Source organism: Butyricicoccus pullicaecorum DSM 23266 (assembly GCF_900167005.1).
Classification (GTDB): domain Bacteria; phylum Bacillota; class Clostridia; order Oscillospirales; family Butyricicoccaceae; genus Butyricicoccus; species Butyricicoccus pullicaecorum.
Genome location: NZ_FUXW01000006.1, coordinates 61,917 through 85,940 on the forward strand (window position 1 = coordinate 61,917; position 24,024 = coordinate 85,940).

Below are 24,024 nucleotides of genomic sequence, written 5' to 3' on the forward strand. Positions count from 1 at the left end.
CCCCCATTCTCACATATACGAACATTTAAGGAGGACGTTTTACGATGGCAAAAGTTTTAATCATCGGCTGCGGCGGCGTTGCGTCGGTCGCAATCCACAAGTGCTGCCAGAACAGCGAGGTCTTTGAGGAAATCTGCATCGCAAGCCGCACCAAGTCCAAGTGCGACGCGCTCAAGGAAAAGCTCGAGGGCACCACCAAGACCAAGATCACCACCCGTCAGGTCGATGCCGACAAGGTAGACGAGCTGATCGCGCTCATCAACGACGTCAAGCCCGATCTCGTCATGAATATCGCCCTGCCCTATCAGGATCTGACCATCATGGACGCTTGTCTGGCCTGCGGCGTTAACTACATGGACACTGCAAACTACGAGCCCGAAGATCTGAACGATCCCGAATGGCGCGCAAGATACGAGAAGCGCTGCGAGGAGGCTGGCTTCTCGGCATACTTCGATTACTCCTACCAGTGGGACTACCGCGAGAAGTTCGAGAAGGCTGGTCTGACCGCGCTGCTCGGCTCCGGTTTCGACCCGGGTGTTACCCAGGCATACTGCGCTTACGCACAGAAGCACCTGTTTGACCAGATCGACACCATCGACATTCTGGACTGCAACGGCGGTGACCACGGCTACCCGTTCGCAACCAACTTTAACCCCGAGATCAACCTGCGTGAGGTATCCGCACCCGGTTCCTACTGGGAGGACGGCCACTGGGTCGAGATCCCGGCCATGTCCATCAAGCGTGAGTACGACTTCGATCAGGTCGGCCACAAGGACATGTACCTGCTGCACCACGAGGAAATCGAGTCGCTGGCACAGACCATCCCGGGCGTCAAGCGCATCCGCTTCTTTATGACCTTCGGCCAGAGCTACCTGACCCACATGAAGTGTCTGGAAAACGTCGGCATGCTGTCCACCGAGCCCATGATGTTCGAGGGTCATGAGATCGTGCCCATCCAGTTCCTCAAGGCGCTGCTGCCCGACCCGGCAACTCTCGGCCCGCGCACGGTCGGCAAGACCAACATCGGCTGCATCTTCACCGGCAAGAAGGACGGCAAGGAAAAGACCGCTTACATCTACAATGTCTGCGATCATCAGGAGTGCTACAAGGAAGTCGGCTCGCAGGCCATCTCCTACACCACTGGTGTTCCGGCAATGATCGGCGCGATGATGCTGCTGACCGGCAAGTGGAACAAGCCTGGCGTGTACACCGTCGAGGAGTTCGATCCCGATCCGTACATGGAAGCACTCAACAAGTGGGGTCTGCCCTGGCAGATCAACGATAACCCGGTACTGGTGGACTGATGCCCATGCGTACCCCCTACTTTGTCGTAGACGAGACCGCGCTGCGGCACAATCTGGAAATTTTGAAAGACGTCTCCGAGCGGGCAGGATGCAAGATCCTGCTCGCCCAGAAGGCATTCTCTATGTTCTCGGTCTATCCCATCATTCGCCAGTACCTCGCAGGCACGACGGCGAGCGGTCTGTACGAGGCGCGTCTGGGTCACGAGCACTTTGGCGGCGCGACCCACGTTTTCAGCCCGGCCTATCGCCCGGACGAGTTTGAGGAACTGCTGTCCTACGCGGACGACTTCGTCTTTAACTCTCCCGCGCAGGTTCGCCGCTTCGGCCCGCTGGCCAAGGCGGCCGGCAAGTCCATCGGTCTGCGCCTCAATCCCGAGTGCTCGACCCAGGAAGGCCACGCCATCTATGACCCCTGCTCGCCCGGTTCCCGTCTGGGCACCACACTTGCAAACTTCGACGAGGATATCCTGCCCATGCTGGACGGTCTGCACTTCCACACGCTGTGCGAACAGGGTTCTGACGCGCTCGAAGTCACCGTACAGGCCTTCGAGGAAAAGTTCGGCAAGTACCTGCACGGCATGAAATGGCTCAATCTGGGCGGCGGACACCACATCACCCGCAACGGATACGACATCGATCTGCTCGTGCGCATCGTCACCCATCTGCGCGAGACCTACAACGTCGAAGTCTATCTGGAACCCGGTGAGGCCGTCGTGCTGAACGCCGGTTTTCTGGTGTCCAGCGTGCTCGACGTGATGCACAACGGCATGGGTATCGCCATTCTGGACGCTTCTGCGGCCTGCCACATGCCTGACGTGCTGGAAATGCCCTATCGTCCGCCTATCCTGAACAGCGGTGAGGCAAACGAGAAAGCACACACCTATCGTCTGGGCGGCCCGACCTGTCTGGCGGGCGACGTGATCGGTGACTACTCCTTCGATCAGCCGCTGCACATCGGTGATCAGGTGGTATTCGGTGACATGGCGCTGTACACCATGGTCAAGACCAATACCTTTAACGGTATGGGACTGCCCTCCATCGTCTGGCGCGATGCGTCGGGCAAGGAAACGCTCATCAAGTCTTTCGGCTACGAGGATTTCAAAACGCGTTTGTCTTAAATATAAGCAAAAGCCTCTGTGGTTCATCTCACAGAGGCTTCTTTTTTACCAACTCATCATTTCCTGCTCACGCGGCAGCAATTGGGTCTCATAGTTTGCGATTTTCTGGTTGAGACGATCGAGTGAGCGCTGCATATCTGCCATGCGCTGCACGAGCTGGTCACGTTGTTCGATCAGAATGGCTTTGCGCGCGGGCGCGGTATCCGGTCCCTGCTGAAACAGGGCGACATACTCGATGAGCGCTTCGATCTGCACCCCGGCAGAGCGCATGCACTTCATCAGCTCCACCCAGCTGCACGCATTCTCGTCATAGTCTCGAATACCGCTCTTGCTGCGCGGCACAGGCGGAATCAGTCCGATGCGCTCGTAGTAACGCAGGGTGTCCGCCGAAATATCATATTTTTTACTCACTTCCGCAATGGTCACGACATACGCCTCTTTTTTCTAGTATACTGTCTGGAGTGTACTCCAAGTCAAGGGTAAAAAGTGATCCCACGCAAAGACGTGGGATCATACAGCATTGTTCCTTACACCTTGCCGTACAGATGCTCCTCATGCACCGCACGGTTGAGCTTGCGCATCTCGGGCACAATGAAGCAGGCGACAATGATTGCCGAGCTTGCGTCCGCGATGGGAGCCGAGTACAAAATGCCGTTGAGGCCGAAGAACAGCGGCAGAATGAGCATGAGCGGAATGAGCAGCAAAAGCTGACGGAGCATAGACAGGATGGATGCCTTGAGCGGCTGTCCGGTTGCCTGGAAATAGCTGGTCGAGACGATCTGGAAACCTGCGCAGAAGATGCTGAACAGGTAAATGCGCAGGCACTTGACTGCAAAATCGCTGAAGCTTGCGTTGTCGTCGCCAAAGATACCGATGATGGTCTCAGGCATGGTCTGGCAGAAAATCCAGCAGACAAAAATCAGGACGGTGGCGAAAATGACAGCCATCAGATAGGTACGGCGGATGCGGTCGAACTTACGTGCACCACGGTTATAGCCCAGAATCGGCTGTGCACCGATACCAACGCCAACACCGAACGCGCCCATAATCATGGCGATCTTGGTCACAACGCCCATGGCGCTCAGCGCGATATCGCCCGAAATACCGGATGCCAAATCGCCGTAATACACGAGCGACTTGTTCATTACTACCTGCATGATGCAGGCGACCGACTGGGTGATACCCGAGGAGATACCCAGCGTCAGGAAACGCAGGATGAGCGATGCATCGGGCTTCATCAGCTTGCGGTCCAAACGCATGTGTCGCGGATTGTTTTTGGACGGGCGGATAAAGTACAGCGTCAGCACGACAGCCGAGATGATCTGCGAGGTGATGGTCGCGATGGCCGCACCCTTAACGCCCCAGTGGAAGACGAAAATATAGACCGGGTCAAGCACAGTATTGAGTGCCGCACCGATCAGCATGCCGTACATGGACATGCGCGGGTGGCCGTCGGTACGTGCCAGGTTGGACAGCACGATACTGACGAGGTTAAACGGGGTACCCAGCAGAATAATGCCCGTGTAGTCGATGGCGTAAGGCATGATGTTCTCGGTCGCACCGAACAGCGTCAGAATGGGTTGCAGGAAGATCAGACCGAGCGCCATGAGCACAAGGCCGAGTGCGATGGTAAAGCTGAATGCGTTGTTGAGTGCCTGACGGGCTTCGTGCTCGTTCTGTTCACCCAGTCGAATGGCGGCGTGCGCCGAGCTGCCCGCACCGATCATGGTACCGAAGGCGAGCAGAATGGTCATCAGCGGAAAGGCAACCGTCGTCGCGGCGTTGCCCAGATAGCCGACGCCCTGACCAATAAAAATCTGGTCGACAATGTTATAAATGGAGTTAATCAGGCAGGAAATAATCGCCGGAAGCGAAAAATTGATGAGCAACCGTCCGACCGGCAGGGTGCCTAAGGGGTTTTCTTCCTGCACAGGTGCTGCGCTCTGTGTATTCATATATTTTACTTCTCCTCCTCTTTGCTCTCGATCAATTTGCTCAGGCTATCGCACGATCCCTTTGCCATGCGTTCCAGCAGGTGCAGAACCTGTTCGCGCTCTTCGGGTGTGAACCCCTCGGTAATCTGCGCATTCCAGCTGTCGCGCAGGTCATATACGCGCTCGATGAGTCCGCGTGCCTGCTCGGTGATGTACAGATGGCGCACGCGCTTGTCGTACTCGTCTACCTCGATGCGCACGTATCCCTGCTGCACCATCTTCTGCACGGCCTTGGTCACCGTGCCCTTGTCAAAACTGCCGATACGCGCTAAGTCGTACATGGTAATGCCCTCATTCTCGGCGATGCGCAGCAGGAAAAACTGCTGACCCGAACCGATCTGGTCGGCTTCCAGACTCAAATCAAAATATCGTCCGGTATTGCGCTGGATGATGGATATGTACTTGAGAAAGGTGATCGACTGCCGTTCCATGGATATCCTCCCCTGATGATTGTTTGTGTTGTCAACTTTCTGGAAGATATTTTACGGCAATTTTGTTGCGTAGTCAACTATTTATTTGCAATTTTTTACTTCTTAGCAAAAATCGGCAATTTCACGCAAAAAAGACACGGTATCTGCATGAGAAACCGTGTCTTTGCACACAACAATATTACTTCTCTGCGGCCGCTTGCAGGATTTTTTCCTTCCGGCGCAGACGGCGCATGGTCAGCACATAGGAGATGACCAGCGGTGTGAGCGAGCCCGGCCACGCAAGCGCGTAGGCGACACTAATACCAGCAAAACCGAAGGGTGCGGCCAGTGCGATACAGCCCACCGCACGCATGACCAGCTCCATAATACCCGCGATCGTGGGCACGATGCCCTGTCCGAGTCCCTGCAAGGTATAGCGCAGGATGAAGAGCAGCGAGAGCGTCCAGTAGAACAGGCTGGTCAGGCGCAGGTACTCTGCCGCCATCGCGATGACCTCGGGTGCATCGGACACGAACAGCGATACCAGCGGTGCACCGGCGAAAATCGCAATGCAGGTGATGACCGCGGTATAGCCCAGCGACATAGCCGCGCAGCGATGCACACCGGTGCGGATACGAGCGATCTTGCCTGCGCCGTAGTTCTGAGCGGCATAGGTCGCCATGGTCATGCCGAACGAGCTGAGCGGCGAACAGACAATCTGCTCGATCTTCTGTGCAGCCGTGTAAGCGGCAACTGCAAGCTCACCCTGTGCATTGAGCACGATCTGCAAAATGATGACGCCGATGCCGATGATCGAGGCCTGAAAGCCCATCGGCAGACCGATCACTGCATGCTGCCAGATTTCGCCCCGTGTCAGACGGAAATCGTCACGGCGCACGTGCAGCATGGGAAACTTCTTGCCGATGTACACGACGCACAGCAGTCCGGAAACGACCTGTGCAATCACGGTCGCCCACGCTGCGCCCGCAACGCCCATCTTAAATACAATGATGAACACCAGGTCAAGCACCACGTTTACGATGCTGGACAAAATCAAGAACAGCAGCGGTGTCCGGCTGTCGCCCAGTGCGCGCAGGACGTTCGACAGGACATTAAACAGCATAGCTGCAAACACGCCTGCATAGATAATAACAATATAGAAATAGGCATCGTCCAGAATGGCCGCCGGGGTCTGCATGGCAACCAGAATCGGACGCGCCAGCGGTACCGAAATCGCGGTCAGGATGACGGTCACAACCGCGCCAATCACGATATTGGCCGCGAAGCTGCGCCGCACACTCTCCAGATCATTCGCACCAAAATGCCGTGCGGTCTCGATGGATAAACCGGCTGTCATACCCTGTACAAAGCCGATGATGAGAAACATAATGCTTCCCGTACAGCCAACCGCCGCCAGCGCATTGACACCCAGTGTCTGGCCGACGATCAGCGTGTCCATCATATTATAGAATTGCTGAAATAGATTACCACCCAAAAGCGGCAGCGTAAACAGAAAAATCAGTTTGGCAGGGCCGCCCTCTGTCATCGTCTTGGTCATGTTCTTCCCCTTTCCAACCAACGCGGATATCTCCTTCATTATAGCCACATCATGCCCTTCCGCAAAGCCGCGAAAAATACAAATTTTTTGTGATTTTCCCGCCCTCCTTCGTCAGGATGACAGTCCTTTTCCTGCGCTTTCTCTGTTTATTGAAACTTGCACCTTATGCACCTGTATGCGTGTAAATATCTGGTGTTTTGACTACCGCCGTGATACAATATCTGTGTATTCCACCCACGCAAGGAGGCATGTATTATGTTCGTATCCTTTTCCGGCGGCGGTCGTCGCCCCGACTCCATTTTGATTCCCATTTTGTATATGGTATTCGGCATTCCCCTGATCCTCTATCCGGGTATGACCGGCCGGCTGTTCTGTCTGGCGCTGTCCATCGGCGCTTTCGTCTACGCCTTCGCACAGCTTCTGCGCTATTTCCGCGCCAAGCGCCGCGGCTGGACGTACACCAGCGACAAACTGCTCGGCATTCTCTTTCTGGTTATCGGTCTGTTCTGTCTGTTCGGCTGGCGCATCATCCTGTCTTTCCTGCCCGTCATGCTGGGCATTCTGCTGCTGATCGACGCACTCGCCCGTCTGCCCATGACCATCGATGCCTTTCAGCTCGGTCTGCCCGGTCGTGTTCCCGTCCTGGTCTCCACCCTGCTGCCGCTCATTCTGGGTATCATCATGCTCATGGACCCCTTCGGCGTCACCAGCATGCTCATCCGCTTTTTCGGCATCGGTCTGATCGCAGACGGTGCCTGCGCACTGGTCGCAGCCCTCTATGCGCGTCGTGACAGCCATTCCGACGACCTCTGGAACGGCAGCCGCTATCGCTAAAAAAAATTTTCCCCGCATTGTGTGACATGGTCACGGTAAAATCTCTCCCGATCGGGTATACTAAGTACAACATCAAACAAAAAATATTCCGGCATCCCGCCGTAGAGAAAGATTGTGGAGGTATCACTATGTTGACGCTGACCAAAGAGAATTTTGAACAGGAAGTTTTACAGTCCGACCGTCCGGTTTTGGTCGATTTCTGGGCACCCTGGTGTGTCTACTGCCGCCGCATCGCTCCCGTTCTCGATCGCATGGACGGTCAGAGCGATGTTGTCATCGCAAAGATCAACATTGACGAGCAGCCCGAGCTGGCTGAGCGCTTCGGCGTTGAAGTCATTCCGACGTTTTATCTGTTCCAGAACGGTGCGCATGGCGACAAGCTGATCGCACCCGGTTCGCAGGCACAGCTTGAAGATTGGATCGCCGCACAGCGCGGCTGAACAGGAGGGTTTATTCCATGAAGCATTCGACCTATGACGTTGTCATCATCGGCGGCGGCCCGGGCGGCTACGCCGCAGCACTCTACTGTGTCCGCGCCGGCCTGAGCACGCTGGTACTGGAAAAGCTGTCCGCCGGCGGACAGATGGCAACCACGACCCAGGTAGACAACTACCCCGGTTTTGACGAGGGCATTGACGGTTTTGAACTGGCAGAAAAGATGCAGCGCGGTGCCGAGCGTTTTGGCGCTGAGACCGAGTACGCAGAAGTGACCGCACTTGACCTGACCGCGCAGCCCAAGCGCATCACCACCAGCGCGGGCGACGTATTTGGCCGAACGGTCATTCTGGCAACCGGCGCTTCTCCCCGTCCGCTGGGTATCCCAGACGAAGATGCTCTGCGCGGCCGCGGTGTATCCTACTGCGCAACCTGCGACGGTATGTTCTTCCGCGGCAAGACGGTTGTTGTCGCAGGCGGCGGCAACTCGGCTGCCGAAGACGCACTGGTGCTGTCCAAGATCTGCAAGAAGGTCTATCTGGTACATCGCCGTGACACCCTGCGCGCAACCAAGAGCTATCTTGCGCCGCTGGAAAAGGCTTCCAATCTGGAGTTTGTCTGGAACAAGCAGATCGACCGTCTGATCGCACCCGACGGTCAGCTGACCGCAATCGGTATGACCGACCGTGTCACCGGCGAAGTATCCACGCTGGAAACCGACGGTCTGTTCGTCGCCATTGGTCGTGTACCCGACACCGCACTGATTGCCGGTCAAGTCGAGCTCGATGAGCAGGGCTACATCGTTGCCGACGAGACCACCCGCACCAGTGTGCCCGGTGTCTTCGCGGTCGGTGACGCACGCACCAAACCCCTGCGCCAGATCATCACGGCTGCCTCGGACGGTGCAACCGCATCCAAGTTCGTTGAGGAGTATCTCAACCAGCTCTAAACCCCATACAGACACAAAAAAGCGAGGCATAACGCCTCGCTTTTGATTTCTCCATCAGCCGATACCGCCGTAGGCGATACCCAGCAGAAAGACGGCCATGGTCAGACCGCAGAACACATATTTATAGAGCGGATAATACCAACCGCCGACGCGGCGCGCTCTGCCCAGAGAGACCGCGTCCTCCACCTTCTCGCGTCCCCAGACCCACGCGAACAGGATACCGGCCAGACCGGCACCAAGCGGGCACACGTAGATGGATACAAAGTCCATCCAATCGGAGACAATACCCTGAATGCACAGGGATACGATCGAGCCGATAATCGCAATCACGACAACCGCGCCAGCACGGCTGAAATGCAGATGATCCTGCAAGGTGGCAACCGGCGCCTCAAACAGGTTGACCAGCGAGGTCAAGCCCGCAATCAGGACTGCCAGGAAGAAGATAATCATGACAATCTGACCACCCGGCATGGCTGCAAACAGGTTGGGCAGATAGATGAACATCAAACCCGGGCCGCCGTCAAACGCGGTGCGTCCGGTCGCTGCCATCGCCGGAACGATGACCAGTGCAGCGAGCATAGCGGCCAGCGTGTCAAACAGCGCGACCTTCCACGCCGAGCTGACAATATCTTCCTTGTCGGACAGGTACGAACCGTAGATAATGGTACCGTTACCCGCCAGCGACAGCGAGAAGAAGGACTGTCCGAGTGCGTAAACCCACATTTCGGGCTTTTTGAGCATCTCAGGATCAACGGTGAACATCCAGCGGTAGCCGTTGGACGCGCCATCCTGGAAGCCGACATAGATCACCAGTCCGATAAACAGCGCATAGAACAGCGGAATCATAATCTTGTTGGCACGCTCGATGCCGCCTGCAATGCCCAGCGCCATGATGACAAAGGTCACAACCAGCGCGATGATCAGCCACATATTATTACCGAATGCAGCAGCAGTCTGGCCAAATGCCTGTTCATAGCCCGACACGTCGCTCACGTCCGCGCCATAGGCCAGTGCCGAGCCGGTAAACGCACCGAACAGGTACTTGAAAATCCAGCCGACAACGACCGAATAGCCGATCGCGAGTGCCAGCGCGCCCACCATGGGCAGCATGCCGATCGCCGTACCCACGCGCTTTTTGCCGCGCGATGCGCACGCCTGCTCGAATGCACCGACCGGGCCGGTGCGTGCCGCACGGCCGAAGCTCATCTCGCCGATGACACCCGAAAAGCCGATCACAATGTCAAAAATCAGATACGCGATCAAAAACGCGCCGCCGTACTTGGCAACACGGCTGGGAAACAACCAGATATTTCCCATACCGACCGCCGAACCGATACACGCCAGGATAAAACCCCATTTTGATCTCCAAGCATCGCGCGCAGCATCGGCTGCGCCCTGCTGTTTGGTCATATCAAACACCCCTTTTGCCTGCGCAGGCTCCCCTGCGCCTCGTTTCTAAAAAAAATGCCCGCGGATGATGTGCACAATCCGCGGACATCTCATGTCTATGTACTGCGCTCACGCGCACGGTCATTTATCGAACAGCGATTGCCTCGATCTCAACCAGTGCGTCCTTGGGCAGACGTGCAACCTCGACCGCAGAACGCGCCGGGCAGTCACCCTCGGGGAAGAAAGTTGCGTATACAGCGTTCATCGCACCGAAGTTCTCCATATCGCTCAGGAAAACGGTGGTCTTGATGATGCGATCCATGCCAACGCCAGCCTCTGCCAGAATTGCCTTGATGTTCTGCAGCGACTGCTTGGTCTGCTCTGCAATACCTGCCGGGAATGCGCCGGTCTCGGGGTTGATGGGCAGCTGACCAGAAGTGTAGATCAGGCCGTTTGCCTCAACTGCCTGCGAGTACGGGCCGATTGCGGCCGGTGCAAATGCCGAATGAATGATATTTTTCATAATATTTTCTCCTCTCTTTTGCCTAGTCTTATTTAACCTTACCATGCTCACATCGCTTTGTCAATAGCGCACAAAATGTTTTGACCGTCATCTGGTTTTTTCCATGGAATATGGCGGATTCGGAAGAATTTGGCCGTCATATTTACTGCGGCTGCGGGTCACAATACTAACAGCAACACCCCAAAAAACACAAACACAAAAGGAGAAATGTATCATGACTAACAATAAGAACAGCTCGAATCAGATGGTTGTCCCCGAAGCTCGTGCCGCTATGGATCGCTTCAAGATGGAAGCTGCCGCTGAAGTCGGCGTAAACCTCAAGGAAGGCTACAACGGTGAGCTGACTTCCCGTCAGGCAGGCTCGATCGGCGGTCAGATGGTCAAGAACGTGTGACCCGTACGACGTTTGAGATGTTCCAGACTGCGCTCGGCCATGTCGCCGGTCAGAATCTTGACGCCAAGGCGCATGGTATCCGGGTCTTCGGGCGTGACAAAGATCTTATCAATATACTTGCCGACAAATTCACTCGTCACAACGCCCTGCGCGGCATCCCGCTCGGCATCACGCAGTACGCGGCGAATGGTATCAATCTGACGGGCAAAATCGGCATCCGAGGCTTGCTGTGCTTCCAGTGCGGCAAGCTCTTTTTGTGCGTTCTCGATCTCCTTGGTACACTGTCGGTTCATGGACAGAAAATCCTGATCGGACAGCTCGCCCATCGCATTGAACATCAACAGCTTCTGCTTCTTCTTTTCGGCGGTCTCGATCACCCGACGCAATGCGTCGCACTTCTCGCTCACGTCCTCGCTCTGCACGGTCTGCTGATACAGCTTGATATACTCCTCGACCATGTTCTCAGCCAGAGGTGCGGTCTCACGGAATACGTCGAGCAGAAGCGGCTTAATCTCATCCTCATAGATGGCAAAAGAGTCACAGGACGCCGCGCCATTCTTGATCTTACCTGAGCATACCCACTTGCTGTTTTTGCTGCCGTCTCGTCCCTTGGAGTCTCGCCGGTAATAAGCCGCGCCGCAGCAGGTACAGTACAGCTTGCCGGTCAGCAGATTGGCATGATTGCAGATACCCTGCCGACTCTTGACATCCTCGCTGCGCTTTTTGAGCACGGCGTTGGCTGCGTCCCATACGTCTTCTGTGACGATTGCCGGGACAATCTCCCCACTCTCGTCCTTGAACATCACCCATTCCTCAGGCGGCAGGAACTTCTGCTTTTTTGTGAACAGATCGATGACCTTGACCTTGTTGCCTACATAATATCCCTTATACTTGGGATTGGAGATGATGCCCGACATGGTCGTGTGCGCGATCTTTTTGCCGTTGTGGTTGCGGTAGCCGCGCTCCCAGAACAACGTCTCGAGCTGCTTCATGGAATACCGACCGGTCGCGTACAGGTCGAACAGTTCGCGTACCATCGGCGCTTCGCTCTCATCAATCACCAGTCGTCCGCCGTCTTTGATATAACCAAAAATCCGGCTGTTGCCCAGCACGACCGACTTCTTGATCGCCTGCTGGTGACCGAACTTGACGCGGCTGGACAGCTTGCGCAGTTCGTCCTGCGCGATACCTGACATAATGGTCAAACGCAGCTCGGAATCCTCGTCCAATGTATTGATGTTGTCGTTCTGAAAGAATACGCCCACCCCGGCTGACAGCAGTTCGCGGGTGTACTGGATGGAGTCCAGCGTGTTACGCGCAAATCGCGTGATCTCCTTGGTGATGACCAGATCAAACAGATCGCGTTTGGCATCGTCAATCATGCGATGGAAGTTTTCACGCTTGCGCGTCGTCGCAGCCGACAGGCCCTCATCGACATAGCCCTGCACAAACGTCCATGCCGTATTCCTGCGGATGAAGTCCTCATAGTAGCTGATCTGGTTGCCCAGCGAATTCAGCTGCTCGTCCGATTCACTCGACACACGGGCATAGTAGGTCACCCGCATGGGAATATCGTATATGGTTCGCCCTCTGAGCTGTTGTCGCACAGAATGAATGTCCACAGGTTTTCCTCCTTGAGTTTCGTTTTATCATTATTATATCACGATTGCTTTCAGAGAAAAACTCTAATTTACTGGCAAGGAACGCAGATGATCCTTGCACCTGCGTGCTGCTTCATTATCTGACCACCAAATCTCTGCTATCGGTAAGCTCAGCCGTCATAATCTCCTGCAAAAAGCCACTTACCTTGATTATATTCTTTGGAAACAAGCCGCTATTATCATAATAAACAGCAAAATGGCCGTCATTGGTGACTTGAATCTCTTCTATGGTCAGGCATTTGACAAAATCTTCCTCTGTAATGAGGTGCGCAGTGTTGTTCCGTTGATTGACAAGTTCTGCGAGCTGCTTTGCCGCAAATTTGCGCATGCTCTGATCCATCTGCGTACTATCCGCGACAAGATCTGCTGCAATATTGCACACGTTATTCCAACGAGAACGATCTTCCAGATCAACTTTAATAAAAATTGGTACTTTCGCCCCATTCCACAGCACGCTTCCCTCTAACCAGCAATACATCCGGCCAATCTGCAGCACGCCCAACAGATCTTTTTTATCAGGTTCAAAAGTCCAATATCCTTCCCAGCACGCTTCCAGCGGAGGACATGGCACATCTGATTCCAGCACGTCAATCAATGCCCAGCTATGCAATTCTTTCGGAGAGCCAAGATCATCTCTCATTTTCCTTGCCTTGACGCGATATAATCTTGTAGTCCCAAGCCTATCAAATTCTTTGCTCGTTCCCAGCTTTTTTCTTGCAATTGGCCATTTTAGCCACATCTCTCGAAAATCGACTTCACCCGTATCACAATACATCACGCCCAGAGACATAATAGCCATTTGACAATAATCCGGATGATCGTTGAGACTGACACTAAGCCACGGAAAAAGCTGCACAACGATCTCTCGTTCTTGCGGGCTATATTTCTGATAGAAGCTCTCAAACATAAAACTCCTCCTCATGCTGTGTATCATTGGGTTAGCAAGTATGTGTTTTTAGCTTAGCAAGCCGTTCTCAGCAAGTCAACCGCATATCATCTCGTTTCTGTAACCTTTTTGTTAATTCTATACAAGCAGTGCCGTATATACCTATTGTCAGCTTGCGGCTTATCATTGGTTAATGAGTTCCGTCACCTGATCCAAGCCTTTGAGCTAGGGGAGGTTTCCGCCGAGGAAGCCCATGAAATCGGGTTGCAGTTGGCAAAAGAAATATTGGGTGGCAAGTACGAGTTTGTACTTACCACCCATATTGACAAGGGGCATATTCACAACCATCTGATTTTCAATGCGGTCAGCTTCACAGACCACAAGCACTACCATTCCAACAAGCGCAGCTATCACGAGATACGTCGAGCCAGTGACCGGCTGTGTCGAGAACACGGCCGGTCCGTCATCGTCCCTGGCCGGGACAAGGGCAAGAGCTATATTGAGCTTCAGGCCGCACAGAACGGCACCAGCTACAAGGCAAAGCTGAAAGCCGCCATCGACCGACTGATCCCCGTGTCCTCCAGTTTGGAAGATTTGCTTGCCCGGTTGCAGCGGGAAGGATGTGAGATCAAGCGGGGAAAGTATGTCTCCGCCAGGGCGCCAGATCAGGAGCGGTTTACCCGGCTCAAAACGCTGGGCGCCGATTACACGGAAGAAGCCGTTGCCTCTCGCATCGCCGGAGGCCCCAGACCATCCAGACAGCCCCGACAGCGCAGTGGGAAGGTCAACCTACTCATTGACACTCAGAATAACACCAAGGCCCAGCAGAGCGCCGGATACCAGCGGTGGGCCACCATGGAGAACCTGAAACGGGCAGCCGCTACCATGAATTTTCTCACCGAACATGGCATCGGTAGCTATGAGGAATTGGCGGAACGGTGCGACGCCGTATCCGCCGCCATCCGTACCAGGGAAAGCCTGCGGGATGTGGAACAGCAGATCGCCGACCTCACCCTCCTGGGAAAGCAGATCGACACCTACCGCAAACTAAAGCCCGTCTATGACCGATACAAGGCGTCGAAGGACAAGGAAAAATTCCTGCGTGGCTTTGAGAGTGAAATCATCTTGTTCGAGACGGCAGCCAGGGAGATCAAGAAGGCGGGACTCACCAAACTTCCTTCCTCTGATAAGCTGAAAGCGGAACTGGATGGACTCTCCACCCGCAAGACCTCCCTGCAAACGGAACTTCAGAAGATACATCGAGAAGAAAAGAAATTTGACACCCTCCGCCAGAATGTGGATGTCCTACTGGAAAGGCCGAAGGAACAGGAACAGCAGCGGCAGCGGAACAACGAGTTGGAATGATGAGAATTGCGCGCTTGTTACAGTCTTTGCAAAACCCTTGGGCACATGGTTATCTTGCTGATATAGTGGAACCTAGAGTGGAGGTGCTGGCCATGACGAAATCTAAAGCAATCAAAGAGTTTTTTAAAAGGAGAGTGCTACCCGTGGCGGTGGTGGCTTTACTGTACTGCATTTTCAAATCTGCCTGCACAAAAGATGGCTTCACCGACTATTTATGGCTGTTTATTCTCTGCGGTCTGCCTTTTGGCATCCCACGGATGTTCGCCTGGATCCTGCCGGGCGGCTCTTTGGGAACCACCCTTCCGCTGTTCCTACTGAACTTTATTATTGGTCGGGTGATCGGCGGTTTTGTCTTGGCCTGGCGGCTGCTGGTGGCGGCATGGTATGTGCCGTTGACGGTGTATCGTCTGATCGTTTGTTATTTTTCTTGCATCATGGCAATGCGGAAAACTGCCGCTCGTGCCGATGCAAAAGCCATTCACAACCTGATGGAACAAACAAGCCTTTTTAACAGGGCGGCAAACAGCTTTTCCGCAGCCTCGCAATTCTGGCAGTTTACGCACATTACCACAACACCTACTGCGGCGGCTATACACCGTTTCCAGTACTTGTTTACTTGATTAGTTAAGTGGTATAGATTCTTGAAATATCCCTAATGGTCTGATAACATATAAATGGTAACTGTAAAAGGCGGGGATAAAATGAAAAAGGAATTTGTTACTAACAACTCCAAATTTGTGTATTCAAAAAACGAATTAGGATACCAAGAAGTACTGGATGACTTTGAAAATGCTTCTGAAATAACTATTATCACATATAACATATCTGAGAAGAAACTTGCCTTGGTTTCTGCACTGAGGATGGCAGGAGAACGCTGCATTATAAATATCATAACGAACATTCCAAGCAGATGGGAAGTATATTATGGTGATACTTTCCGAGATAAGGCAAAGCAAAAAATCAACTTGTATTTATCGAAGTTGAATCCTGATAGACTTGGCATAAACTCCAAGGTGTTTTTTGATTTTTCCAATCACGGAAAAATCATAATGACAGATCATGTTGTATACGTCGGTTCGGCAAATTATTCGGAGGAAAGCGCAAACAACACGGAGTTTGGCTTCATTTCAAGGGACAAAGAATTTATTAACTACATCTCTTCGGAGGTTTTACCTGACATTCAGGCTACCGCTATCCCGTATTATGAATATGATTATACATCGCTCTTACTTGAAGCAAATGTTGCACTTTCGGCAATCTATAACATAAAAAATGAATTATACGAAGAAGTCTATAGACTGCACGATGATGTGGATGGAGAGTGGTACTACTATGTTGAACACGAAGCCTCACTAACGGCAGGTACTTTGGATAAAGTAGTTCAAATTGTAAGTGAGGCGTGTAAAATTGCCAGTGACATTTATGATGCGATTGATACTATTACGAACAGCGATGAATATGCAACAACAGAGGCTAATGATAAATATGAAGAGTTATTGACCTTATCCTCAAGAATTGAGGAAGTCCGCGAATTCGATACCCTTATTGAATTATCACAATTTGATTCGGAAGAATATGTGAACCGGCAGTTGCAAGAGGAATATGCAATGGAGGCATACGAAGATAATTTGGAAAATTGCATTGATCTTGCATCGGATGAGGCAATGGATATTATTTGGAACTTGACACAAGCCGCAAAAGAGGATATAGATGAGTTAATTGAAGATTTACAGAAATTTTGCGAAGTATACTCGTCTATAATAGAAAATTTGCGAGAAAGAGAAATCAAAAAAGTCAACTCCGAAATCGACAACACATAAACCAGATTATACCGAAAAAGTATTTTGTTCTAAAATAAAAAGCGGGAGTACAGCCAATCAGACGAACCGAAAAGCTGTACTCCCGTTTTGCATGACCGAAAGTGTTTGAAATTGAGCCTTTTTCTCTGTGTGTCAGCAAGCAACTTGGCTTATGGGAAATCATAAAGGTAGCTTCGGGAAAAGCCTTTGGAAGCGGCCCCCACTCCCTTTTGAACTCTAACTGCTACGCTTTTTAGATCGTCGGGAAAGATAGTGCGGGCAGGACACCACCACCGCCCGGAAACTCTGCTTGCAGGGATGGACGCAGCCCTTGCAGAGCTTGTTATACTTGCGTCTGCCGTTCTCGCCCAGGAAGAACGCCCATTCCAGACGCCATTTTTTGCTTCGGCTCATAAGTCATGCTCCGGGGGCTTTTTCTGATGAGCCTTGTCCGGGGGCTTGCGCTCGCCGCACTCCCGTTTTGCGTCCTCCAGCCGCTCCCGGATGGAAGGCTTTTTCTCCGGCGTGGTCCTGCGCGCCTCGGTCTGGGCTTTCTCCAATTCCTCACCACGGCGGCCATTGTTGATGATCCCGTCGATCATGCCGTAGTCATCCTCCAGGGTCATTTCCGCCGTGCGCAGCGGGTTTTCCGGCTCCACCGGCAAGGCGACGATCTGGCCGTTCAGGTTGATGAACTGCTCCGGCTGCTTGAAGTGCTCCATGTACTTTTGTGCCAGTTCCGGGGGCAGAGAGGTGAAGGACTCCTCGCCCAAGCCCGCCACCAGGAAGGTGCCCGCCACAATGTCGTAAATCTCCCCATGCTCGTCCCGGAGGGAACGGTTCAGGTCCAGACCGATGAGCTTGCCCTCGTCGTTCAGCACCAGCCCCACCGGATCGTCAAAGGGATAGGAGGCGGCAATGTCGCCGCCCACCTCCGCTTGCAGCGCATGGAGGCCGGGGTCGATTTCCTTCACATAGGGTTCCTTCATGGGCTCCACCACCAGGACGGTCAGCTTCTCCGGCGCGGTATGTTCGGGGGTGTCTCCGTTGGGGATGGCAAAGGCGCGGCTGCCGTTGGTCATGATGAGATACTTTCCGTCCTCGGACTCGTGGTGGAAACCGTATCCGGCTGCCACCATCTGTTCCCGGCTCATATCCGTCACATGGAAGGTGCCCCTGGGGGTCCGCACCGTCTCGCCGGTCTCCCGGTCGTCCGGCGTGGGCGCCGCTTGCTGCCCATACAACTCCGCCTCATACTCCCGGTTTGCCTGCTCCGCAAAGGCCAGCATCTCGTCCACATGGGACTGGTCCGGATTTTCAATGGCCTCCCGGATCGTCTGGGGGGCCACATCCAGAAATTCCTCATAGCTGGTGGCGTCTTTGAACTTTTCGATCTCCGAAGGCAGATAGTCCTCCTGGGTCTGCCCCAGGGCGGCCAGCTTCTCGTCCAGTGCGGAGATGCGCCCGGCCATCAGGTTCTCGTAGATTTCTTCCTTTGCCGCGTGTTCCTCCGGGTGCTCGGCGGCGTACTGCGGATCGTGTTGCCGGAAAAACTCGTCCATATCGTAGGCAAGGTCCATAGCCCACTCCGAAATTTCTTCTTTGGGGATATCATCCTGGAAGGTCATCACCCGGTATTCCTCCGGGATGCTGCCGCGCTCGCCATCATAATACTCACGGAAGCTGTCCCCGGTATCCCACACATAGCCCCGGTCGGTGAACTGGCCGCTTTCCTCCAGGGCGATGTCCCGGCCGTAGGCCTCATAGTCGATGTAATTGCGCAGATGCTCCGGTACCTGCATGGCGTCCAGTTCCTCGATGTAATACCGGCCCAGATCATCGTGGTCGTGGATGTCGGGATAAATGTCGTAGCAGTCCAGGTTCTCCGTCAGGTTGATAAGCTCCTGGATGCTGCCCGTGTGATCGCCGATCTTCATAGCCGCCTGGAACCGCTCATATTCGTCCTGGCTCATGTCGTCCAGCTTGGAGGCCAGGTAGTTCAGTTCGTCCAGGTTGGCATACTCGCCCAGCAGGTCATAGAGGCCGTCCACATAGCAATCGTAGTCCGTGATGAACCATTCCTCATAGGTCTGCCCGAAGTCGTCTTTCGCACCGATCCCGATGCGCTCAAAGACCTTTTTCAGTTCCTCCGCCGTGGTGGGAAACTTCACCCATTCGCCCACAAGGAAGCCCTCGTTGTACTTACCCAAGTTGGTGATGAAGGCGGCAAAGGGATAATCTTTGTCATAGTCATAATGGGGCATAGCAACACCTCCTTATCGCTCCGGCGCAGGCTTTTCCCGATGGGGCTGCGCCTTGCTCTGATTGGCACATTCTTTCCGGCTCTGCTTCAGCCGTTCCTTGATGGAGGGCTTTTTCTCTATCTGTCTCTTCCTGGGGGGCTCATGCTCCCACTCGTCGCCGGAGAGGGTGAGATAGCCTCTACTGGTGAAGCAGCCCTGTTCCTCCTGCATGGCATGATTGCCGAAGGGAACGGGATCAATGGCGTCCAGCAGCTCCAGGGGGGGCAGAAGGACGTCCAAATGCTGCGCCAGATAGCGCCAGCCCACATCCTCCACTTTGCGAATGTTGGGCTCCAGGACAAAATACTCGGTGTTGGCGGGAAACTCCCGGAACTGCTCCAGGGTGGTCAGTCGGAAGGGAGACTCCTGGACAGCGGCCAAGAGGTCACGGTTCTCCGGGGAAAGTCCGGCAAGCGCCTGAGCCGCTGCCTCCAGCTCGCTTGCGTCACCGCCTGCGGGAAGCAGCGGCTTCAAATGCTCCATGAAATTGGGTTCGGTTTTACTCAAAAACATCATCCTTTCTGAAAATGGGTAAAAGAAAAGCAGGAAACCCGGAAAGGTTTCCTGCTTGGTGTTGCCGCCGGAGAGCGGCTGGTATTTGGTTGCAAACATCGAGTTGAGGATTATTACTTTCGATTCGGTTTTCTTTTGATCGCCAGCAATTTCATGTAATCATCAAAATTGGTAGTATCGGTCGGTTCAAACATTACCCATTTCCCATCGTGATAGGTTTCTGCTTCATCGTACTGCATACAAACAGAATTAGAAAGACTGGCCCTTATGTTTTCAACCTTTAATCTTTCATCTTTCCCAAAAATAATCATAAAACCGATGCAATTACTTTTTGCATACAGGCAACAAAGTGTTTTACCGCCCCTGCGGTATTTATACTCGTAAGTCCAGTTTTTCCCGCCAGTATTCCACACTCGCTCCATTTCATATTTGTCATCAATAGCCGAACACAGCTCTTGCCAAACTTCAAACAATGGTTGACCCAACAGTTCAGCCATCGTAGATTGAGACGGCACATTTTCAAGCATTGTATCCCCTCCCAAAATCAAGATTTGTCATTGAATTCATTATACTATCACCAACCGTTTTGGGGAATAAATAAATTGTAAACTTGACGGCCAGCGCAGGGCAGAGGCCACCGTCTCGTTCTCTGGCTGGAACAGCTTTTGCCCATCCTCGGAAATGTGGGAGTATTTCCGCACCAGCTCCGCTGCCATCGCCTCGATCCCGTCCATGAAGTCCTCCGGCGACGCCTGGCCCTTTGCCACCTCGTTCAACCGCTGCTCCCAATCCGCTGTGAGCTTGGGAGAGGTCAGCAGCTCCGGCAGCTCCGTGACCAGGTTGACGCCCGCCTTTGTGGGGATCAGGTTCTTGCCCTTGCGCTCCACGAATCCGCCGGACACCAGCTTTTCAATGGTGACCACCCTGGTCGCCGGGGCGCCCAGTCCACGCTGTTCCGTCCCCTTTAGGATGTCCTCTTTACCTGCGTTCTCCATGGCCGACAGAAGGGGGCCTCCGTGTGGGGTTTGGGAGACGAAGTAAAATGCTCGGTGACGGAGGCGGTGACCAGCTCAAAAAAACACCTATCGATCAAGGCAAAGAACATGTCAACTTAGTCGGCATCCTGCTAGTCACTTACCGCGATCTATCACATTTCCTCTTTCTTTTCGTGCATATCCCCTCTCAAATTTGCCGAAGCGGTATCCCATAATTTATTCCGTTTTTACTTATGTTTTATGTTTTTATATTTTATATTTTTTATAATTATTGAAAAATAACCTATCAATCAGTATAATATAGATAAATCATATTACAAATTGACTTTTTATCGGACATGATAGGAGTAGCGACTATGAATCATTTTCCTGAGCTGGAGCTAAGTTGGCCTCTGTTAGAATCAGACCTTGCAATCGACTCTGACTGGGCTGTGTTTTCTGTTGAGTATGACTACGGAGAATCAGCTGCGATTATACTTAAACAAACCGCTAAGGGAAACTTTAAAATCAAGTGCGCGCTCTTTGATCCCTCCGAGGTGAATGTAACAAAAGCTCTCACAAAATTAGGTGCAAGTTCCTCTGGCCAAATTTGCTATCAAGAGTTTGACCTGCGCACTCATTACCGGCCTACAGCTGCAGACAGGCCTCTGGATGGGAACGTTTTTTGCAGCGAATTACAGAAGATTCTGACCTCCTGTGGAAAGGATGAGGCTTCCATCCGTGAGATGGCCACGCTTGTTTTTGGCCTGCTCGCCGGATATACGTCTCAGTATATCTATTGGCAGCTCGCTAAACTTCGCGAAAAAATTACGGACTCCAATTTCCGTGCCCCCATATTTACGGCTCGCTATACCCAGTCTGCTTGGGATGTGCTATCGGAAATCATTGAAAACATCTGCCCTGCGCAATACTGCGCTTCCCAAAGCGATCAATTTTATACAGACCTTCCCCGCGTAATTCCTACTCCATTGCATGCACAAAATTTGATCGACAAGATCGCTTTGTCCGTTCGATACATCAATGACACGGCAGGGACTATGAAAGAGCTACGTTCTGAACTACCCGGACAATATAGCGGGACTGTCGTTTTAATTGACGGAAATGGCTTTCCCAATGCACAACTGATTGAATTTCAAAAGCGCAACATCTGGTGCACACAGGTGTTTTTTCGTCTTCCGGCATCCAAAATGCCTGTCGATCCCTTACCGCTCGATGCCCGCATTTTGACAAAATGCAGCTTGGACTGGGATGGCCCCCTCATGCAAACTGCCATCGCTGCTTTTTCGAAAATTCACACTTATAGGAAGAGAAAGTTTCAAGAAATGCTGTCTTCCGCTCAGGAAAAAGTGAAGCGTTATAGCTCTCTGCATCCTTCTGATCGACTGATCGGGCAAAAAAAGGATAAATACATTCAGCTGCTTCTGACAATCGAGTGCTTTGCAGATTTTGTCGCTTCTCTGCAGAATGCCCCCTCGCACAATGAACTCGCAGCAGAATGGTCTTATCTATTGCTGCCCGGATGCTGTGATCGCCCCCGACAGACTTGCCCGCTCGAAGAACGCACCAGCATTACGCAAGCGGATTACCCGGACCTTTGGCAAGCGGGCATGGAACGACTCTTCTCCCCAGAGATTCTCCATCGCTACCAAGCCGTCGGTGCCAACGAGATCTGCGACGATGTATTTCCAGATGAGCCCGAACAGGCTGTCTGGGGCTATTGGCGCAACGTAAAAAAATACGGAAAACGAGCAGGATTTCGTGCCCTCTACATTCCGGAACAGACGCTTTATGATCACTTTGAAGAAATCTTCCCCATCTTGTGTGACTGCTATGATCTGCTGAAGTATATCCGCAAGCACGCCCCTGCATATCTGCATACAGCCAAAACAGCCAACCTTCGAGTTGCCTGTGACCATCACCAGCAAACTCCCTGCGTAATCCTGCGCATCGACGACATTCCATTTCTTTCCCAAGATGCCAAACAGCATATTGAGGCCGTGTTCACCTATATCCCCGGTTCAGACTGAATCGGGGTTTTTATTATTATTATTATTATTGCAGAACTTCTTTTCACTTTCTTACAGTTTTCACCTTCTAAACACCGCGATCTGTATAGATTAGACACATTTTTATTAACTTTTTATCTGCATTTGAACACTTCGAAAAGGAGTGATCTTATGCGTACCAAACGCCCCATTGAAATTACCGCAGATGCTTTCTCTGTTCACACCATCGAGTTATGCTACCATCCTACCATGAAAGAATTGCACCGAACGATTGACCGACTTTTTGCTCTGTCCCGGAAGATAGCTCATAAAGGTATGTTCCTGCTGCCCTCTAAGCATGCATCTTCAAAAACTTACAGTTGCCTTCTCTTCGCAGACCAAGGGGTTCGTCTGTACCTCTCTATCCTAAATTCCAACGATGTCCCTCGCGCATACGTCAAAATGTTTGTAAATCCTCGAAAATTGTTAGATTCCTCCAGCTCTTACCTAGGAATCATGCCACTGGATGAACAATCCTTCGTGCGCTTTTCCGAAAACTTCACCGATCTCATGCGCACCATCGGACTTCCGGAATTCTTAGCTGACTGGCAGCTCAATCGCTGTGACCTCTGTGTCAATCTACAATTCGGCAAGAACAAGGTCGCACGTGAGCTTATGGCTGTCCTTCGCAAAAATGCACCGCGCGGGAAGTTTAAGCAGAAGCATTACATGGACTCTTCTCTATCTCCCCAAAAACTCAAGGAAAAGCGAAAACATTATCTGTGTTATGCAACCGACTCCGTTCGTCTGGTTGTCTATGATAAGATGTACCAGCTCACAGAAAACAAACTCATTCTGGCTCAGGAAAAGCTGCCAAATGGCGTTCTGCGCGTGGAACTGCAATGCCAGAAGAAATTCTTGAATTCACAAGCCAAAAAACTTGATTGTGATACAAATGCGTATGCCCTTCTTCGGTGTATGCAGCAGAATAGCGCGCATTACATTCTGAAATATGTGAAAAAGTGTTTTTGCAGCGGCATGCAGTATACGCCAGACGCGTTATTTCAGGCTCTGGAGGCTGCGAAAATCCGCGATCAGCTCAAACAGCCCATGCTGGCACTGTGTAATTCACTGCGTTACGTTTCTCTCGATCAAGCAATCAAAACCGTTCAAAAGCAGTATCAGCTTTCCGAACAGAATATCCGGCGCATCCTCAAGAAGTTTCAAAAGCTAGGCATTTGCCCCATCCCACTGCGTACACGTTACTTCCGTTCTTCTTTGCCCAGCCTTCCCGATCTGCTGGATGCACTCGAGCAATCCGAATCGATTTGGCTGGAGTAATCTATAGTATTTTCCTACCAATAATCGGACAAAATGATAATGCTGTACATGTGATTTTCAAACAATTTCACATAAATATTATAGCAGCAGACACCGATACAGGAGGAATCTGCTATGAATCAGGAACTAAAACGGACGGCTGAAAACATCTGGCTTTGCTACTTCAATGACTACCTTTACGAGCACAATATCATCAGCGAGGATATGCGCAATCGTATGATTGTGAAAATCAATGCCCGAAAATCCGAAACATAATGATGGAATCGAG

25 protein-coding genes are annotated in these 24,024 nt (G+C 52.4%); 12 read left to right on the forward strand and 13 right to left on the reverse strand.

Going from position 1 to position 24,024, the window contains the following annotated elements:
- Window positions 1-44 precede the first annotated feature (44 nt).
- Together B5D52_RS10960 and nspC are read left to right on the forward strand one after the other, a co-directional pair.
- The gene (locus B5D52_RS10960; protein WP_016146927.1) at window positions 45-1,304 is read left to right on the forward strand and encodes a saccharopine dehydrogenase family protein; all 1,260 of its coding nucleotides are present in this window, start codon (window positions 45-47) and stop codon (window positions 1,302-1,304) included.
- Window positions 1,304-2,422: a carboxynorspermidine decarboxylase gene (nspC, locus tag B5D52_RS10965; RefSeq protein WP_016146928.1), complete on the forward strand. Its 1,119-nt coding sequence runs from the start codon at window positions 1,304-1,306 to the stop codon at window positions 2,420-2,422. Before B5D52_RS10960 ends, nspC begins: the two co-directional genes overlap by 1 nt.
- A 45-nt stretch (window positions 2,423-2,467) precedes the next feature.
- Here nspC and B5D52_RS10970 read toward each other — a convergent pair whose 3' ends face one another.
- The 4 genes from B5D52_RS10970 to B5D52_RS10985 all read right to left on the reverse strand — a co-directional run bounded on the left by B5D52_RS10970 (window position 2,468) and on the right by B5D52_RS10985 (window position 6,384).
- Window positions 2,468-2,848: a MerR family transcriptional regulator gene (locus tag B5D52_RS10970; RefSeq protein WP_016146929.1), complete on the reverse strand. Its 381-nt coding sequence runs from the start codon at window positions 2,846-2,848 to the stop codon at window positions 2,468-2,470.
- Between the two features lie 101 nt (window positions 2,849-2,949).
- The gene (locus tag B5D52_RS10975; RefSeq protein ID WP_016146930.1) at window positions 2,950-4,377 is read right to left on the reverse strand and encodes an MATE family efflux transporter; all 1,428 of its coding nucleotides are present in this window, start codon (window positions 4,375-4,377) and stop codon (window positions 2,950-2,952) included.
- Between the two features lie 5 nt (window positions 4,378-4,382).
- The gene (locus tag B5D52_RS10980) at window positions 4,383-4,847 is read right to left on the reverse strand and encodes a MarR family winged helix-turn-helix transcriptional regulator (RefSeq protein ID WP_016146931.1); all 465 of its coding nucleotides are present in this window, start codon (window positions 4,845-4,847) and stop codon (window positions 4,383-4,385) included.
- Between the two features lie 178 nt (window positions 4,848-5,025).
- A complete protein-coding gene (locus B5D52_RS10985; RefSeq protein WP_040332696.1) occupies window positions 5,026-6,384 on the reverse strand; it encodes an MATE family efflux transporter in 1,359 nt (452 codons plus the stop codon).
- A gap of 255 nt (window positions 6,385-6,639) precedes the next feature.
- Between B5D52_RS10985 and B5D52_RS10990 the strand changes: the two genes are divergently transcribed.
- The 3 genes from B5D52_RS10990 to trxB all read left to right on the forward strand — a co-directional run bounded on the left by B5D52_RS10990 (window position 6,640) and on the right by trxB (window position 8,602).
- The gene (locus B5D52_RS10990) at window positions 6,640-7,218 is read left to right on the forward strand and encodes an HdeD family acid-resistance protein (RefSeq protein ID WP_016146933.1); all 579 of its coding nucleotides are present in this window, start codon (window positions 6,640-6,642) and stop codon (window positions 7,216-7,218) included.
- A 128-nt stretch (window positions 7,219-7,346) separates the two neighbouring features.
- Window positions 7,347-7,658 (forward strand): thioredoxin, encoded by a 312-nt coding sequence (trxA, locus tag B5D52_RS10995; RefSeq protein WP_016146934.1) that lies wholly within the window; start codon window positions 7,347-7,349, stop codon window positions 7,656-7,658.
- Window positions 7,659-7,675: 17 nt separating this feature from the next.
- Window positions 7,676-8,602: a thioredoxin-disulfide reductase gene (gene trxB / locus B5D52_RS11000; RefSeq protein ID WP_016146935.1), complete on the forward strand. Its 927-nt coding sequence runs from the start codon at window positions 7,676-7,678 to the stop codon at window positions 8,600-8,602.
- Window positions 8,603-8,656: 54 nt separating this feature from the next.
- Here the strand turns inward: trxB and B5D52_RS11005 are convergent, their stop codons facing one another.
- Together B5D52_RS11005 and B5D52_RS11010 are read right to left on the reverse strand one after the other, a co-directional pair.
- Window positions 8,657-10,012 (reverse strand): sodium-dependent transporter, encoded by a 1,356-nt coding sequence (locus tag B5D52_RS11005; protein ID WP_016146936.1) that lies wholly within the window; start codon window positions 10,010-10,012, stop codon window positions 8,657-8,659.
- Between the two features lie 124 nt (window positions 10,013-10,136).
- Entirely contained in the window at window positions 10,137-10,514 is a 378-nt protein-coding gene (locus B5D52_RS11010; RefSeq protein WP_016146937.1) for a RidA family protein, read from the reverse strand.
- A gap of 214 nt (window positions 10,515-10,728) precedes the next feature.
- Between B5D52_RS11010 and B5D52_RS11015 the strand changes: the two genes are divergently transcribed.
- A complete protein-coding gene (locus tag B5D52_RS11015) occupies window positions 10,729-10,908 on the forward strand; it encodes an alpha/beta-type small acid-soluble spore protein (RefSeq protein ID WP_016146938.1) in 180 nt (59 codons plus the stop codon).
- Here B5D52_RS11015 and B5D52_RS11020 read toward each other — a convergent pair.
- On the reverse strand, window positions 10,887-12,530 hold the full coding sequence (locus B5D52_RS11020; protein ID WP_016146939.1) for a recombinase family protein: 1,644 nt from the start codon (window positions 12,528-12,530) through the stop codon (window positions 10,887-10,889). The genes B5D52_RS11015 and B5D52_RS11020 overlap by 22 nt on opposite strands.
- Before the next feature lie 115 nt (window positions 12,531-12,645).
- The gene (locus B5D52_RS11025) at window positions 12,646-13,476 is read right to left on the reverse strand and encodes a DUF7021 domain-containing protein (protein WP_016146940.1); all 831 of its coding nucleotides are present in this window, start codon (window positions 13,474-13,476) and stop codon (window positions 12,646-12,648) included.
- A 165-nt stretch (window positions 13,477-13,641) separates the two neighbouring features.
- Between B5D52_RS11025 and B5D52_RS11030 the strand changes: the two genes are divergently transcribed.
- From B5D52_RS11030 to B5D52_RS11040, 3 genes are all read left to right on the forward strand, one after another.
- Window positions 13,642-14,820: a relaxase/mobilization nuclease domain-containing protein gene (locus B5D52_RS11030; protein WP_016146941.1), complete on the forward strand. Its 1,179-nt coding sequence runs from the start codon at window positions 13,642-13,644 to the stop codon at window positions 14,818-14,820.
- Window positions 14,817-15,440 carry a DUF6050 family protein gene (locus B5D52_RS16560; protein ID WP_242951102.1) on the forward strand — a complete coding sequence of 208 codons (624 nt, stop codon included), beginning with the start codon at window positions 14,817-14,819 and terminating at the stop codon, window positions 15,438-15,440. The genes B5D52_RS11030 and B5D52_RS16560 overlap by 4 nt, the downstream gene beginning before the upstream one ends.
- An 81-nt stretch (window positions 15,441-15,521) precedes the next feature.
- On the forward strand, window positions 15,522-16,640 hold the full coding sequence (locus B5D52_RS11040) for a phospholipase D-like domain-containing protein (RefSeq protein ID WP_016146943.1): 1,119 nt from the start codon (window positions 15,522-15,524) through the stop codon (window positions 16,638-16,640).
- A gap of 216 nt (window positions 16,641-16,856) precedes the next feature.
- Here the strand turns inward: B5D52_RS11040 and B5D52_RS16240 are convergent, their stop codons facing one another.
- Genes B5D52_RS16240 through B5D52_RS11060 form a run of 5 tightly spaced genes read right to left on the reverse strand, consistent with a single transcriptional unit; the run spans window position 16,857 to window position 20,430 of the window.
- Window positions 16,857-17,033: a hypothetical protein gene (locus B5D52_RS16240; RefSeq protein WP_016146944.1), complete on the reverse strand. Its 177-nt coding sequence runs from the start codon at window positions 17,031-17,033 to the stop codon at window positions 16,857-16,859.
- Window positions 17,030-18,883 carry an antirestriction protein ArdA gene (locus tag B5D52_RS11045; protein ID WP_016146945.1) on the reverse strand — a complete coding sequence of 618 codons (1,854 nt, stop codon included), beginning with the start codon at window positions 18,881-18,883 and terminating at the stop codon, window positions 17,030-17,032. Before B5D52_RS11045 ends, B5D52_RS16240 begins: the two co-directional genes overlap by 4 nt.
- A gap of 12 nt (window positions 18,884-18,895) precedes the next feature.
- On the reverse strand, window positions 18,896-19,534 hold the full coding sequence (locus tag B5D52_RS11050; protein WP_016146946.1) for a hypothetical protein: 639 nt from the start codon (window positions 19,532-19,534) through the stop codon (window positions 18,896-18,898).
- Between the two features lie 14 nt (window positions 19,535-19,548).
- A complete protein-coding gene (locus tag B5D52_RS11055; RefSeq protein WP_016146947.1) occupies window positions 19,549-19,962 on the reverse strand; it encodes a DUF3788 domain-containing protein in 414 nt (137 codons plus the stop codon).
- A gap of 39 nt (window positions 19,963-20,001) precedes the next feature.
- Entirely contained in the window at window positions 20,002-20,430 is a 429-nt protein-coding gene (locus B5D52_RS11060; RefSeq protein WP_016146948.1) for a DNA topoisomerase, read from the reverse strand.
- Window positions 20,431-20,786: 356 nt separating this feature from the next.
- Here B5D52_RS11060 and B5D52_RS11065 point away from each other — a divergent pair, with 356 nt between their 5' ends.
- From B5D52_RS11065 to B5D52_RS16140, 3 genes are all read left to right on the forward strand, one after another.
- Window positions 20,787-22,457, forward strand: coding sequence for a hypothetical protein (locus B5D52_RS11065; protein ID WP_016146949.1), 1,671 nt, complete (start codon window positions 20,787-20,789; stop codon window positions 22,455-22,457).
- A gap of 150 nt (window positions 22,458-22,607) precedes the next feature.
- The gene (locus B5D52_RS11070) at window positions 22,608-23,756 is read left to right on the forward strand and encodes a hypothetical protein (protein WP_016146950.1); all 1,149 of its coding nucleotides are present in this window, start codon (window positions 22,608-22,610) and stop codon (window positions 23,754-23,756) included.
- Window positions 23,757-23,870: 114 nt separating this feature from the next.
- Window positions 23,871-24,011, forward strand: a complete 141-nt coding sequence (locus tag B5D52_RS16140) for a hypothetical protein (RefSeq protein ID WP_016146951.1) — start codon at window positions 23,871-23,873, stop codon at window positions 24,009-24,011.
- The last annotated feature ends 13 nt before the right edge of the window (window positions 24,012-24,024 follow it).